Annotated in this window: 6 protein-coding genes; 4 read left to right on the top strand and 2 right to left on the bottom strand. The window is 73.0% G+C overall.

The window, feature by feature from the left end:
• Positions 1 to 58 precede the first annotated feature (58 nt).
• The 3 genes from ACIP89_RS34035 (at position 59) to ACIP89_RS34025 (ending at position 4,141) form a co-directional block, all read left to right on the top strand.
• A complete protein-coding gene (locus ACIP89_RS34035) occupies positions 59 to 1,744 on the top strand; it encodes a phytoene desaturase family protein (protein WP_401926066.1) in 1,686 nt (561 codons plus the stop codon).
• Complete coding sequence (locus tag ACIP89_RS34030) at positions 1,741 to 2,796, top strand: MDR family NADP-dependent oxidoreductase (protein ID WP_401924013.1); 1,056 nt, start codon at positions 1,741 to 1,743, stop codon at positions 2,794 to 2,796. Before ACIP89_RS34035 ends, ACIP89_RS34030 begins: the two co-directional genes overlap by 4 nt.
• A gap of 190 nt (positions 2,797 to 2,986) precedes the next feature.
• Positions 2,987 to 4,141: a cytochrome P450 gene (locus tag ACIP89_RS34025; protein ID WP_401925528.1), complete on the top strand. Its 1,155-nt coding sequence runs from the start codon at positions 2,987 to 2,989 to the stop codon at positions 4,139 to 4,141.
• Between the two features lie 38 nt (positions 4,142 to 4,179).
• Here the strand turns inward: ACIP89_RS34025 and ACIP89_RS34020 are convergent, their stop codons facing one another.
• Positions 4,180 to 5,109, bottom strand: a complete 930-nt coding sequence (locus tag ACIP89_RS34020) for a hypothetical protein (RefSeq protein WP_402118237.1) — start codon at positions 5,107 to 5,109, stop codon at positions 4,180 to 4,182.
• Positions 5,110 to 5,339: 230 nt separating this feature from the next.
• Here ACIP89_RS34020 and ACIP89_RS34015 point away from each other — a divergent pair, with 230 nt between their 5' ends.
• A complete protein-coding gene (locus tag ACIP89_RS34015; RefSeq protein WP_402118236.1) occupies positions 5,340 to 13,466 on the top strand; it encodes a type I polyketide synthase in 8,127 nt (2,708 codons plus the stop codon).
• Here ACIP89_RS34015 and ACIP89_RS34010 read toward each other — a convergent pair.
• The gene (locus ACIP89_RS34010) at positions 13,441 to 15,744 is read right to left on the bottom strand and encodes an FAD-dependent oxidoreductase (protein WP_402118234.1); all 2,304 of its coding nucleotides are present in this window, start codon (positions 15,742 to 15,744) and stop codon (positions 13,441 to 13,443) included. The two genes, ACIP89_RS34015 and ACIP89_RS34010, sit on opposite strands and share 26 nt — an antisense overlap.
• Positions 15,745 to 15,772 lie beyond the last annotated feature (28 nt).

Raw genomic sequence — 15,772 nt, 5'->3', positions numbered from 1 at the left:
GACAGAGGGGAAACAGACGAAGAGGCCCGCGGCACGGGCGCCGCACGACAGACAGACCATGATCATCATCGGCGCCGGGCTCGGCGGCCTCTCCACCGGCTGCTACGCGCAGATGAACGGCTACCGCTCCCAGGTGCTGGAGATGCACGAGATCCCAGGAGGGTGCTGCACCGCCTGGGAACGCGGCGACTTCACCCTGGACGCCTGTGTCAGCTGGATGCTCGGCAGCGGCCCCGGCAACGAGATGCACCAGATCTGGCTGGAGCTCGGCGCGCTGCAGGGCAAGGAGGTACGCCACTTCGACGTCTTCAACATCGTGCGGGGGCAGGACGGCAGAGCGGTCTACTTCTACTCCGACCCGGACCGGCTGCAGGACCACCTCACCGGACTCTCGCCCGCCGACGCGAAACAGATCAGGGAGTTCTGCCGCCAGCTGCGCTCCTTCCGCAAGGCGCTCGCCGTCTACCCGTTCCTCAAACCCGTGGGACTGATGGGGCGGGTGGAGCGATGGCGCATGCTGGCCTCGTTCGTCCCGTACTTCAACGCCGTGCGCAAGTCGATCTCCGTGCTGATGTCGGAGTACTCGGCCCGGTTCAAGGACCCGCTGCTGCGGGAGGCGTTCAACTTCGTCCTGTACGAGAAGCACCCGGCGTTCCCCGTACTGCCGACGCACTTCCAGCTCGCCTCGCACGCCAACCTCTCCGCGGGCGTTCCGGAAGGCGGTTCGCTCGGACTGGCCGAGTCGATCGAGCAGCGCTACCGGAGGCTCGGCGGCCGGGTCACGTACAACACCAAGGTCGAGGAGGTCCTCGTCGAGGACGACCGGGCGGTCGGCGTCCGGCTCAGCGACGGCCGGGAACTGCGCGCCGACATCATCGTGTCCGCCTGCGACGGACCCACCACGATGATGAAACTCCTGGGAGGCCGCTATCTGAACGACGCCTACCGACGGCTTTACACCGAGACCCTGAACGAACCGGGCATGGTGTTCCCCGGTTACTTCACCCTCTTCCTGGGCCTGAAGCGGGCCTTCCCCGAGGGCGAACCGTGCACCACCTATCTGCTGGACGAGGCGCAGGCGGCCGAACTGACGGGCATCCGCCACCGCAGCATCAACGTCCAGTTCCGCAGCCGCCATTACCCCGAGCTCTCGCCGGACGGGACGACCGTCGTTTACGCCACCTACTTCTGCGACATCGCCCCCTGGCGGGCCCTGGACGAAGGCCCGGAGCAGATCACCCGGAGCCGCGGCGGCCAGGAGCTCCACACCCTCCCCGTCCGGCACGGCCGCGGCTACTACGCGGCCAAACGGCGGGCACGCACGGCGCTCGTGAAGTTCCTGGAGGAGCGGTACCCCGGCCTGGAGGACGCCATCGCGGTACGTGACGTGTCCAGCCCCCTCACTCAGGTCCGGTACACCGGCAACCACGACGGGACGGTCCTCGGATGGCAGCCGTTCGTGGAGAGCGGCGAAACCCTGGAGGAGCTCATCAAGAAGCACGGTCCGGGGCTCCCGGGCCTGGAGAACTTCTACCTGTCCGGCGTCTGGGCGACCACGGGCGGACTGATCCGCGCGGCCGCGGCGGGCCGGCACGTCATGCAGTTCGTCTGCCGTGACGACGGCAGACCGTTCAGCGCCTCCCTCGACGAGAGCGGGCCGCCGCCGACCCATCTCGTCATTCCGGTCGGGGGGCTCCCCGCGGCCCGATCCGAACCCACCCGTGTGGAACAGGAGCAGAATTGAAGATCAAGGAGTGGGTCGTCCGCGAACACGTCAAGGGCACTCCCGACGTCGACCGGATCTACGAGAAGGTCGTCCGCGACATCGACGTGGATCTCGCACCCGACGAGATGCTGCTCAAGACGCTCTACGTCTCGGTTGATCCCTACCTCCAGGGCATCGCCCTGGACACCCCGCTCGGCCGGCACATGGGCGCCGACTCGATCATGGAAGTGCTCGACGCCGGCCCGCGGGCGGCGCACCGGCCGGGCGATCTGGTGCAGGGCTTCGGCGGCTGGCGTTCCCACCTGATCAGCTCCGGCGAGGAATCCCTCTGGCAGACGGGTACCTTCCCCATGGTGTTCCCCGCCTTCCGCCGGCTCGACCCGAGCTGGTACGACGACGCGCTGCCCCTGGCGACGGCACTGAGCGCGATGGGCGGTCCGGGCATGACCGCCTGGGGCACGCTCACCACGTTCCTCGACGCCGGACCGGGGGACACCCTGGTGATCAGCGGCGCCTCCGGCGCGGTCGGGACGCTGGTCGGCCAGCTGGCCCGGCTCGCGGGCGCCCGGGTGGTCGGCACGACGTCGAGTCCGCAGAAGGCGGAGTACCTGTCGAGGCTTGGGTTCGACGAGGTGATCCTCTACCGGCAGGGCGACAGCGCCGACAGCGTGCGCGACGCGCTCGCTCGGGCGGCTCCGGACGGCGTGGACCGCTACTTCGACAATCTCGGCGGTGCCGTGACCGACGTGGTCTTCTCCCTGCTCAACGTCGGCAGCCAGGTGGCGGTGTGCTGGCAGTGGGCGACCCAGGTCGGCCGGGACGCGGTGGGGCCCCGGCTCCTGCCCTACATCATGTTCCCGCGCGCCACCGTGCGCGGGATCTTCTCCCTGGAGTGGTTCACCGAAGAGAACTGGAAGGCGCTCCACACCGAGCTGGGTGAACGGGTCCGGCGGGGCGAGGTGGTCTGTGACCACACCCTCCACTACGGCTTCGACCGCATCCCCGCGGCCTACGGGAGCCTCTACCACGACCGAGGGGCCAACCTGGGGAAGGTCCTGGTCGAGTTGTGACCGTCCGGCCGATCCGCCCCCGGACCTTCCCCTTCCGGCCTCCCCTGCCACTCCCTCCGCGCCATCCCGGCCCGGCCGTCCGCCGGTCCGTTGACCTGTCGAACCCGCCCAGCCAGGAGGTACCTTGTCCACCGCAGTCAGCACCAGCAGCAGTGCCGGGCCCGGACCGCTGTTGGCGCCGCTCCACCGGATGGAGTTCGGCACCCCGGGCCCGCCGCGGCTCACCGAACTCACGGACGGCTCGCCGGCCTGGCTCGTCAGCCGCTATCCCGATGTCAAACAGGTGCTCAGCGACGGCCGGTTCGGCCGGGCCGAGCTGTACGCGGCGGACGGCCCGTCCGTCACCCAGACGCCGGGGCTGGTCAACGACCCGGACCTGATGTTCAACCAGGACGGCCCCGACCACCTCAGACTGCGCCGCACCCTGCGCCGCGCGTTCACTCCCCGAGCGGTCGCCAGGTGGCAGCCCTGGATCGCGGCGATCGTGGAGCAGTTGCTGGACGGACTGGCGCAGGGCGCAGGCCAGGTGGACATCGTCGCCGAGTTCACGCTGCCGTTGCCGGTGGCCGTGATCAGCCGGCTGATGGGGCTGGACGAGTCCGCGCGCGAGCGGATGCGGCACTGGAGCGATCACGCCTTCACGGACGGCTCCCGCAGCGGTGACGAGGTGGGCGCCGCCATGGCCGAGTTCTCCGAGTTCGGCGCACAGCTGCTGGCGGCACGGCGGCGTGATCCGGGGGTCGATCTGGTCAGCGGCCTGGTACGGGCCGCCGACGAGGAGGGAGGCATCCCCGAGGCGCAACTGGTCAGCCTGGTCTGCGGACTGGTGGTCGGCGGACACGACAGCACGATGACCATGCTCGGCAACTCGCTCCTCTACCTGCTCACCGAGAGGCTGGAGGCCTGGCCGCTCCTCGTGGCCGCCTCCGAGGAGGAGGCCGGCACGGTGGCCGACCGCCTGCTCCACCTGATCCCCCTCGGAGACGACCGGGGAAGCACCCGCCGGGCGGCCGAGAGCGTCGAGGTCGGGGGCGTGCTGATCCCGGCCGGAGCGGTGGTCCTGGCGGACTGCGGCATGGCCAACCGCGACCCCGCCGTCTTCCCGCCGAGTACGGCGGACGACCTGTTCGCACCCATGGAGGCGCCCACCCTGTCGTTCGGCGCCGGACCGCACTACTGCCTGGGCGCCTGGCTGGCCCGGACGGAACTCCAGCTGGCCCTGCACCGGCTGGCGGTCAGGTTCCCGGGGCTCCGGCTCTCCCAACCGCCGGAATCCGTCCACTGGCGGGTGGGGACCACCTCGCGCAGTCCGGAGCGCCTTGAGGTGACCTGGCCACAGACGTAGCCCCGCTGCCACCACCCACCTCGGGGCACGTGAACCGCTCAGGACGGCTGCACGAGGCCGGTGACCGGGAACGAGACGGTGTCCTGGGCGGGACGGGAGAGATGGGCGGCGGTGTGGAAATGACCGTCCGTCTCTCTCCCCCGGGGGTCCTCGCCGGCCGCGATCACCGACTCCACGGCGAACTGCCGCTCCTCCGGACCGGTGAAGCGACGCTGTACGAAGGTGTGGGGAGCGGCCTTCTCCGTGACCAGCCCGAAGGACTCCAGACACTCGGCGATGGGCCGGTAGGAGCCGGTACGCAGCACCAGCGACGCCACCCAGACCGGAGTGTCGGCCGCTTCCAGAAGTGGCCGGAAGGTGCGCGAGGACAGGAAGCTGGCGCCGCCCGTGACCGTGATCAGACGGACGCGCCGTGCCGCCCGCAGCAGAGCGGCGGAGGGCGGTGCGACCTCCAGGTTCTCCCCGAACGCCTCGTCCAGCAGGCCCACCTCGCGTGCGTAGGCGACGGCGTTGGGCGCCGCGTCGAGGCCGAACACGGGGACCGCGTCGGGGCGACGCCTGGACCGGTAGAACTCACGGTCCCAGGAGGCGAGTTCGCCGGTGGTCATCGCAGAGGCGCGGGGTGAGGTGTAGTGGTCGTACAGGTCGTCCAGCGTCAGATCGTGGTTCAGCAGGGCCGCGTTGATGCCGTAGGAACAGCAGATGTCCAGCACCGCTCCGGACTCCGTCGCACACACACCGGTCGCGACCAGCCGGCGGTGGATCTGCTGGGCGTGGTGCGGCGTCCGGTAGCCCAGCGGCCGGAAGGCGCCGAAAAAGGCCCGGGGATCGGGGCGGTCGTAGATCTCGTCGAAGGGCGTCATCGACTCCTGAGCCGCACCCGGGGCGGTGGTCCCGGCCGCCCCGGCTCCCGGCCCGGCGCCCTGTCCCTGGTCGTTGCCCGCTGCGTCCGCTGCCCTGACCGTCACACGCGCTCCCCTGTCGCCCCGCCGCACTCGTCCCGGTCAGCATCGGTCCGAACCGCGGGAAACGGAACAGGTACCGAACAGCCACGGGCGCGAACGAGCCAACCGCCGGGCCACAGCGAACCCTGCGACCGGCCAACCCGCCCGGTACGAAAAAGGTGACGGGTCCATCCAGCTGCCGATCCATATTGAATCAACATCAACTGCCGTCCGAAGAGGAAGTGTTCGTCCCGGTGACACTACGCGTAGCCCAGATCCGGCCACTGCCCGAGCTGCTCAGGGAGCACGCGCGCAGCAACGGCTCCAAGGTCGCCTTCCAGGACGCGGTGTCCCGGGTCACCTACGAGGAACTGGAGCTGCGGACCGGCCGACTGGCCGGCCGGCTGACCGGACTCGGGCTGCCGCACGGCGAGCGGGCGGCGGTCCTCCTGGGCAACCGCATCGAAGCCGTGGAGAGCGTTCTCGCCGTCACCAGAGCGGGCGCGGTCGGCGTGCCGATGGACTCGCGGAGCACCCGGGCCGAGCTCGCCCACATGCTGGACGACAGCGGAGCCGGGTTCGTCTTCACCGACCGGCCCCATCTGGCCACGCTGCGGCCGCTCCTGGCGGAGCGCCCCCGACTGACCGTGGTGCTCGTCCACGCCGGCGGTGACGACGCGGCGGCCGATACCGACGGGACGCTCTGCTACGAGGAGCTGGCCGCCACCGAACCATCGGTCCCCGCTCCGGACGACCTCGGGCTCGACGAGGCGGCGTGGCTGCTCTACACCTCCGGCTCGACCGGCAGCCCCAAGGGGGTGCTGTCCACACAGCGCAACCGCCTGTCGGGCGTGGCCTCCGGTCTCGTCGGCGTCCTCGGCATGTCGCCCGACGACCGGCTGCTCTGGCCGCTGCCCCTCCACCACGCCATGGGCCAGATCCTCTGCGTCATCGGGGTGGCCGCGACCGGGGCGTCCGCCGTGCTCCTGCCGAGGTTCTCCGTGCCGGACGTGCTGGCTGAACTGCGCCGGACGGACGACCCGGTCACGCTGCTCGGCGGCGTCCCGACGACGTACGGCAAGCTCCTCGACGCCGTACGCGGCGAAGGGCTGAGGGCCCCCGCGCTCCGCGGCTGCGTCAGCGGAGGCATGGCGGCCGCGCCCGCATTCCGGCGCGACTTCGAGGAGACCTGCGGGGTCCCGTTCCTGGAGCACTACGGGAGCACGGAGGCCGGGCCCGTGACCATGCCGGTGCCGGGCGCCGCCCGGCCGGCAGGCTCCTGCGGCCGGGTGCTCCCGGGTACCCGGGCACGCATCGGCGACGGCACCGCGAGCGGCGGCGAAGCCCCGGGGGAGGGCGAGCTGTGGGTATCGGGGCCCGGCGTCATGGCCGGGTACCACGGCCGGCCCGACGACACCGCGGAGGTACTGCGCGACGGGTGGTACCGCACCGGCGACCTCGCCCGGATCGATGGCGACGGCGAAGTCACCGTCACGGGCCGGCTCAGCGAGCTGATCATCCGCGCGGCGGAGAACATCCACCCCTCCGAGGTGGAGGCGGTACTGCGGTCCCTGCCGGGGATCAAGGACGCCGCCGTGGCCGGCCGGCCCGACGACGTACTCGGTGAGGTGCCGGTCGCCTACCTCGTGCCGCGGACGCCCGGCGCGCTCGACAGACGAGCGGTCCTGGCCGGCTGCCGCGAGCACCTGTCACCGTTCAAGGTCCCCGCCGCCCTCTACGAGGTGGCCGGGATCCCGCGCACCGCCTCCGGGAAGACCAAGAGGTACGCGCTCAACGACCTGCCGGCCAGGCCCCTGGAGGCGGCGGCCGCCACCACCTCGCCCGCCGGGACGGAAGCGGTGGACCTGGCGGCTCTGGTGCGGGGCGAGGCCGCCGCCGTACTGGGCTGCGCCGTCGAGGAAGTGGAGCCGGGGACCGCGTTCCGTGACCTGGGCCTCGACTCGCTGACGTCGACCGTGCTGGCCGGCCGTCTCTCGGCGGCGACCGGCCTCTCCCTCTCCGAGGCCGCCGTCTTCGAGTTCCCCACCGCGCGGGAGATGGCCGCCCACCTCGGGGCGCGGCTCACCGGCGAACCGGCCGGCGGCCCGGCCACCGGCACCCACGGGGCCGGAACCGACGACGACCCCGTGGTGATCGTGGGGATGGCGTGCCGCTTCCCCGGCGGTGTGGAGTCCCCGCAGGACCTGTGGCGGCTCGTCGACGACGGCGTCGACGCCATCACCCCGTTCCCCGCCGACCGGGGATGGGACATCGACGGGCTGTTCGACCCGGACCCCGGGCGGGCCGGCCGGACATACGTGCGCGAGGGCGGCTTCCTGTCCGGGGTGGACCGTTTCGACCCGGCGTTCTTCGGTATCTCGCCCCGCGAGGCACTGGCGATGGACCCCCAGCACCGGCTGCTCCTCGAAGTCGCCTGGGAAGCCTTCGAACACGCCGGCATCGACCCCGGCTCGGTGCGCGGGACGCCCACGGGCGTGTACGCCGGGCTGATGTACAGCGACTACGCCAGCCGGTTCGCCCGCACACCGGAGCAGGTGGAGGGCCACCTCGGTATCGGGAACGCGGGCAGCGTCGCCTCCGGACGCATCGCCTACACCCTCGGCCTGGAAGGGCCGGCGATCACCGTGGACACGGCGTGCTCGTCGTCGCTGGTGGCCCTGCACCTGGCGGCCCAGGCGCTGCGCAGGGGCGAGTGTTCGCTCGCACTGGCCGGTGGCGTCACGGTCATGTCCGGGCCCGACTCCTTCGTGGAGTTCAGCAGACAGCGCGCCCTGGCCGCCGACGGCCGCTGCAAGGCGTTCGCCGCGTCCGCGGACGGCACCGGGTGGGCGGAGGGCGCCGGAATGCTGCTGGTGACCCGGCTGTCCGAGGCGCGGCGGGCCGGGTACCGGGTACTGGCCGTGGTACGCGGCTCCGCGGTGAACCAGGACGGCGCCAGCAACGGCCTGACCGCACCGCACGGACCGGCCCAGCGACGGGTGATCCGCCAGGCCCTGGCCGACGCGCGGCTGGAGCCCGCCGAGATCGACGCCGTGGAGGCGCACGGGACCGGCACCCGGCTCGGCGACGTCATCGAGGCCGAGGCCTTCCTGGCGGCCTACGGGCGGTCAGGCCCGAGGGAGAACCCGCTGTGGCTGGGCTCGGTCAAGTCGAACCTCGGGCACACCCAGGCCGCGGCGGGCATGGCCGGTGTGATGAAGATGGTCCAGGCGATGGAGCACGGGGTGCTGCCCCGTACGCTGCACGCCGACGAGCCGACACCGGCGGTGGACTGGTCCTCGGGCGCGGTGTCACTGCTCACCCGCCCGGTGCCGTGGCCCCGGACCGGCCGGCCCCGGCGGGCCGGCGTGTCGTCCTTCGGGATCAGCGGCACCAACGCCCACGTGCTCCTTGAGCAGGCGCCGGAGGCGGACCGGCGCGACCCGGACAGCGGCCCCCCGGCCGGACGGGAGGCCTCGGCGGGGGCCGTGCCGTTCCCGCTGTCGTCGAGGAGCGCCGCCGGGCTCCGGGCACAGGCCCGGCGGCTGCACGCCGAAGTGGCCGCCCGCCCCGGCACGAGCCTGCTGGACTTCGGCTACTCCCTGGCCACGACCCGAGCCGCCTTCGAACACCGCGCGGTGACGGTGACCGCGGAGCGGGACGGGCTGCTCGCCGCCCTCGACGCGGTCGCCGAAGGGCGGCAGCGGCCCGGGGTGAGCACCGGTGGCCCCCGCCCGGCGGGACCGGTCGTCTTCCTGTTCACCGGTCAGGGCAGCCAGCGCGCCGGAATGGGCCGGGAACTGTACGAGGCCCATCCCGCCTACGCCCGTTCCTTCGACGAGACCTGCGCCCTGCTGGATCCGCTGCTGCCCCAGCCGCTGCGGGAGGTGGTGTTCGCGGATACGGCTGCCGAAGGCCCGGAAGGAGACGGCCTCCTGCACACCACGCGGTACGCGCAGCCCGCGCTCTTCGCCCTGGAAGTGGCGCTGTTCCGGCTGCTGGAGTCCTGGGGGGTGCGCCCGGACCTCGTGGCGGGGCACTCCCTCGGGGAGCTGGCGGCCGCACACGCCGCCGGGGTGCTCTCCCTCTCCGACGCCTGCACGCTGGTGGCGGCACGGGGCCGTCTGATGGACGAACTGCCCTCGGGCGGGGCGATGGCCGCGGTACGGGCCGGGAAGGACGAGATCACCGAGTACCTCGCCGACGGGAAGCAGAAGGTGGACATCGCGGCCCTGAACGGCCGCTGGGTGGTCCTCTCCGGTGACGAACCGGCGGTGCTGGAGGCCCTGGCGTACTGGCGCGAACAGGGCCGCGAGGCCAAACGGCTGCGGGTGAGTCACGCCTTCCACTCCGCGCGCATGGAACCCATGCTCGACGCGTTCGCCGTGGTGGCGCGGGGAATCACCTACTCCCCGCCGCTGCTTCCCCTGGTGACGGCGTTGGCGGACCGGCCCGCCACGGACGCGGAACTGTGCTCGCCCGGATACTGGGTGGACCAGGTACGCCGCCCGGTCCGCTTCGCCGACGCGGTGCGGATTCTGCGGGAGCGCGGCGCGGCCCACCTCGTGGAACTCGGCCCGGACGGCGTGCTCTCGGGCCTCGCACGGGACTGCCTGTCCGACATGCACACGCCTGAACCGACGGCCGACGCAACCGGGTCCGCACCCCAGGTCGTCCCCACGCTGCGCGGGCCCCGGCCGGAGACCGAGGCGCTGCTCACCACCGCCGCCGCGCTGCACGCCCACGGTGTCGGCATCGACTGGCACGCCGTCTTCGCCGGACGCGGTGCACGCCGTACCGAACTGCCCGGCTACGCCTTCCAGCGCGGGCGGTACTGGATCGAAGCGGACCGGCCGGAGACCACGGCGGAGCCGGACACCGCGCCCCATCCGTTCCTGCGCTCCGCCACATCGACAGCGGACGACGACGGTCTGCTGCTGACCGGGCTGCTCTCCCCGGCCGGCCACCCCTGGCTGGCCGGCCACGTGGTGCTGGGCGCCGTACTGCTGCCCGCGACGGCGTTCGTCGACATGGCGGTCCACGCGGGAGACCGGGCGGGAACCCCCGTACTGGAGGAACTCACCCTGACGGCGGCCCTGTCGCTGCCCCGCGACGGAACGGTCGAGCTGCAGGTGAAGGTGGCACGAGCGGACGCGCACGGCAGGCGGGCCGTGGTCTTCCACGCGCGGCCGCACACTCCCGGGTACGACGGACCCTGGACCCGCCACGCCTCCGGAACCCTCGCGCCCCAGGAGCTGCCGGAGCCCTCGGCCGCACCCGGCCCGTGGCCGCCGGAGGGCGCCGTCCCGCTGCCGCTCGACGCGGGGTCCGGCGAGGACTTCTACGGCCGGCTCGCCCACGGGGGGCTCCGCTACGGCCCGGCCTTCCAGGGACTGCGGGCCGCCTGGCGGCTGGGCGACGACATCCTGGCCGAGGTCTCGCTCCCGCCCGGAGAAACCGGCGACGCCGGCCGGTTCACACTGCATCCGGCCCTTCTCGACGCGGCGCTGCACACCCTGATGCTCGCGGGAGCCGCGCCCGAGGAGAACGGGGTGTCCCTGCCGTTCGCCTGGAGCGGCGTGCGGCTTCACGCCTCCGGTGCCCGCCGGCTGCGGGTACGGGTCCGCCCGACGGCGGAGAACGGGGCACGGCTGGAGCTGGCCGACGGCTCCGGAACCCCGGTGGCCACGGTGGAGTCGCTGGTCCTGCGACCGTTGCCCCGCGAGCAGCTGCACGCCGTTGGGGCGCACGAGGACTGCCTGTTCCGCCTCGACTGGGCGCCCCTGCCCGCAGCCACCGCCCCGACCACGGCGCCGGCCACCTGGGGTCTCCTGGGCGAGCCCGGCCCGCGACTGCGCGAGACACTTCTGCGCTCCGGCGTCCGGCCCACGGCGTACGCGGACGCCGCCTCTGCCGCCGCCGACGCGCCTGCCGTCGTCATCGCCTGCCCGCCGCTCACCGGGACGGGCGGCGCGGACCGCGCGGCTGCCGCGCACCGCACCGCCGGATGGGCGCTGCGGCTCGCGCAGGACTGGCTGGCCGACGAACGCCTGGCCGGTTCCCGCCTGGTCATCGTCACTTCGGGTGCCGTCGTCACAGGGGCGGAGACGGACGACCGCACCGCGACGGGCGACGACGCTCTCGTCTGCGCGCCGGTATGGGGCTTGTTCCGCTCGGCGCAGACGGAGAACCCCGGCCGTTTCGCACTGGTCGACACCGACGGCAGCCCCGCATCGGCGGGAGCCCTGGCACAGGTCCTGACGAGCCCGGAACCGCAGACGGCCGTGCGGGACGGAGTCGCCTACGTACCGGAGCTGGTACCGGCCTCCCACAAGGCGCCGGACGAAGGCCCGCCGCGTCGGCTGGACCCCGAGGGGACCGTCCTGATCACCGGAGGAGCCGGCTCCCTCGGCGCCTCCTTCGCCCGCCACCTCGTGGCCGAGCACGGTGTGCGCCACCTGCTGCTCGTCGGCCGGCGCGGGGCCGACGCGCCCGGCGCCGCCGAACTGAGCGCGGAACTGGCCGAGCTGGGTGCGGAGGTGACGGTGGCCGCGTGCGACGTCGCCGACCGCACCGCCCTCGCCGCGCTCCTCGCGGATGTCCCGGACAAGCACCCGCTGACCGGCGTGGTGCACACCGCGGGGGTGCTGGACGACGGTGTGATCCCGGCACTCACACCGGAGCGCCTGGACCGCGTGCTGAGGCCGAAGGCGGACGCGGCGCTCGCTCTGCACGAGTTGACCCGGGGCAGCGACCTGGCGGTCTTCGCCCTGTTCTCCTCGGTGGCGGGGGTGTTCGGCTCGGGCGGCCAGGGCAACTACGCGGCGGCGAACGCGTTCCTGGACGCGCTGGCACAGCACCGCGGGAGCACCGGCCTGCCCGCCACCTCCCTCGTCTGGGGGCCCTGGCGGCAGAGCGGCGGAATGACCGCAGAACTGCGCGAAGCGGACCTGCGCCGGATGGCCCGTTCCGGTCTCGTCCCGCTGCGGACCGAGGAAGGCCTCCGGCTCTTCGACACCGCCGTCGGCGGCCGGGACGCGGTCCTGGTCGCGGCCCGGCTGAACCCGGAGGCGAGCGCGGCCCCCGGGGCGCCGCTCTCCCGCATGCCCGGCCACGGGCCCGTCCGCCGGGCCCGCTCGGAGCCGGAGGGCGGCGATTCACTGCCGCGACGGCTGGCCGGCACACCCGCGGGCGGACACGGCGCTCTGCTCCTGTCGGAAGTACGGAAGGAGGCGGCGGCCGCACTCGGCTACACCGAGGGAGCGTCCGCGGTCGGGGCGGACCGGCCACTGGCAGAGCTGGGCCTCGACTCACTGGCAGCGGTCGAACTGCGCAACCGGCTCGCGAAGCTGACGGGGCTTGCCCTGCCGGTCACGCTCCTGTTCGACCACCCCACACCGCGTGCGGTCGCCGCCCACCTGGAGGATCAGTTCGCGAGGAACGTCCCGCGGACACCCTCCACCGGGCCCGGGGCGCGGACCGGAGTGACGGACGGAGCTCCGGCAGACAGCCCGGCACGCCGTGGAGCCGCTGCCGACTCCCTGGCCGCCCTCTTCCGCACGGCCTGCGCACGGGGCAGGTCCTGGGACGGCATGGCACTGCTGACGATCGCCTCCCGCCTCCGCGAGGTCTTCGACAGCGCGGACGCCCTCGGCACCCCGCCCGCGGCCGTCACCGCCGCCACCGGGCCCGCCCTTCCCCGGCTGATCTGCTTCCCGGCTCTCAGCGCGCTGTCGGGCCCGCACGAGTACGCCCGCTTCGGGCAGTCCCTCCAGGGCCTGCGGCGCACCTCCGTGCTGCCGAACCCGGGATTCCTGCCGCACGAGGCGATGCCCGCCACCCTGGCGGCCTTCGTCTCCGCGCAGGCCGCCGCCGTCCACGCGTGCGCGGACGGCGAGCCGTTCGTGCTGCTGGGACGTTCGGCCGGGGGATGGGTGGCGCACGCTGTCGCCGAACACCTGGAACGCACGGGCGCCGGCCCGTCCGGCGTGGTCCTGATCGACACCTTCCCCGGCGACAGCGGCAGCAGAGCAGAGGGCGGGCCCGCGCTCTCCGCGATGACCATCGGAATGCTCGACAAGGCCGCCCGGTTCGCCCCGGCCGAATCCGACCGGCTCACGGCGATGGCCGGCTATCTCGACCGGTTCTCCGGCTGGGAACCGGCGGAGCTGTCGGCACCCACGCTCTTCGTCCGCGCCGGGGATCCGCTGCCCGGCATCGAGGCAGCGGCCACCTGGAGCCTGCCGCACACGGAGGTCACCGTGCCCGGCGACCACTTCACCGTACTGGAGGAACACGCCCGCACGACCGCTCTCGCCGTCCACGACTGGCTCAGCGGGCCCGCGTCACTCCGGCTCAGCACGCCTCGCCGTACGCCTTGAGCGCGCTCACATGGGCGCGCGGTGCGCCGTGTGTCGCGTCCATCACCAGGCGCAGCGCGCGGGTGGCGACCGGGGCGGCGAGCCGGTGCACGCGGTGGCGGCGCCGGTTCGCCGCCTCCGAGACCAGCGTGCGCCAGGTTCCGTCGGGAGCCAGGACCTGTACGCGGTAGGCGCGTACGAGTTCTGGCATCACCTCGAACGGGGTTCGGTGCCGGTGCAGGTTGTTGAGGTACTCGTCGACGTCGTCGTCGAAGACCACACGTACCTCGGTGAGTGTCTGCTCCCGGTCCCAGTCCAGCCGCAGCCAGGTGCCGTCCGTGCCCGTGCCGGCCCGCCCCGGCTCGGGCAGCGCGTCCGAGGACCACATGTTCGGTCCGCCGTAAGGGCGTTGGAAGCCGCCGGCCGCCTGGGCGGGACGGAAGGCACGGGTGTCGGGGGAGAGCCGGAAGCAGAACGTGTGGCGGCGCAGGCCGCGTGCCTGCCACTCCAGCACCGACTGCCCCTCCTCCTCCGGGATGTCGTGGTCGACCGCCGCGTCCCCCTCGGCCCTGCGGCGCAGCGCGAGCACCCCGTCGGTGCGGTGCGGGACGAGGACGAGAGCGGCCCCGGGGTGGGCGCGCACGATGACGACGACGTTGTGCGCGGACAGCGGGCGGTGGCCGAAGCGCGCGGTGACCCAGTGCGGGCCGCCCGCCGGCACCGCCACCGTGGTCGTCGTGAGGTGCCCCAGGGGTACGGCGTTCTCGGGGCGCCCGGTGTCCCACAGCTCGACGGTGAGTTCCGCCGGTACGGCGCCCCCGTGGACGAGCAGGCCGACCGTCTCCACCGCGGGATCCGCGGGCAGGAGCAGCGCCAGGTCCCGGTCGAGCGGGTACCGCTCACCGGGCTCGGCGGTGGTCGGCCCGGCCGCCAGCCGGGACAGGTGGGAGGAGGCCGAGACCACCGCGCCGAGCGCCAGGTTCCCGGGGTCGTCGTCGGCGACCCCGATGACGGAGGCGTCCTGCCGAAGCAGCGTACGCCGCACGGAATCCGGCTCCTTCAGGGCCAGTTCGCGCGGGGTCAGCCCCATGCCGACGCACAGCGCCGCGGCCGTTCCCGCGGCCTCACCGAGCGTGGCGCAGGTCGCCATCACCCGGGTCGCGCCGAACGCGATGTGGGTCGCGGAGATGTTCCGCCCGGCGAACAGCAGGTTCGACACGTTCACCGAGTACAGGCAGCGCAGCGGGATGTGGAAGACGCCGTCCGCGTACCGCTGGCGGGCGCCGGGCTCGTCCGCGTACATGCCCTGGACCGGATGCAGGTCGACCGACCAGCCGCCGAACGCGACCCGGTCCTCGAACGGGCGCTGCTCCAGGATGTCCTGCTGGGTCAGGACGTGGTCGCCGACGAAGCGCCGGTACTCGCGCTTGCCGGGAAGACTGCCGACCCACTCCAGGGTGAGGTTCTCGGCGTCGGGGAACTCACCGGAGTTCTTGATGTGGTCCCAGATCCCGAGCACGACCGCCTGGAGTTCGTCTCGGATGCGCTCGTTGTCGTGGACGGTGTCCAGCTCCCCGCCCCACTCGATCCACCAGTAGTCGCAGCCGTTGTCGCCCGTGCGCAGCACCCGGTTGCGCAGGATCGGAGTGGCGGCGAGGTCGCGGGCATAGGCGGGTGCCACGAACTTGACCGGGCGGCCGGCGTCCTTGGTGTGGAAGAGGATCGTGGAGCCGAGCAGCGCCTCGTCGGCCTCCTCGGGCGCCCACGGCTCCCCGTGTTCGGCGCGCGCCTCACGGCCGACGCGGTAGCGGGCCCCGGCCAGGTGACCCATCAGTCCGTCGCCCGTGCAGTCGAGGAACTGCTCCGCCCGGAAGGTGATGCGGCGCTCGGAGCCCATCATCCAGCCCGTGCAGCCGCGCACGCCGCGTGCGTCGGCCGGGCCTTCCGCCTCGACCTCGCGGATGTCGGTGTTCAGGTACAGGTCGAGCAGCGGCTCTGCGAGGACCGTGTCCAGGACGACCTGGTCCCAGTAGTACGGGTTGCCCTCCGGGTTGCGGTACTGGTTCTCGGTGTACAGCTCGCCCATGATGCCGCTCTCGCGCGCCCACCGGTGCACCCCGTGCGCGGTCGCCCCGCACACCCAGACCCGCACCTCGCTGCTGGAGTTGCCGCCGAGGACCGGGCGGTTGTGGATCAGGGCGACGCGGCGTCCGAGCCGGGCCGCGGCGACGGCCGCGCAGACGCCCGCCAGCCCGCCACCGACGACGACGATGTCGTGCCGGGTCTCTTCTTCGCGCACGGTAGGGGACTCCTCTGGGGAACGCGAC

Origin of the sequence: Streptomyces sp. NPDC088730 (genome assembly GCF_044751215.1) — a bacterium.
GTDB lineage: Bacteria > Actinomycetota > Actinomycetes > Streptomycetales > Streptomycetaceae > Streptomyces.
This window is presented reverse-complemented; position numbering and strand designations above follow the sequence as displayed.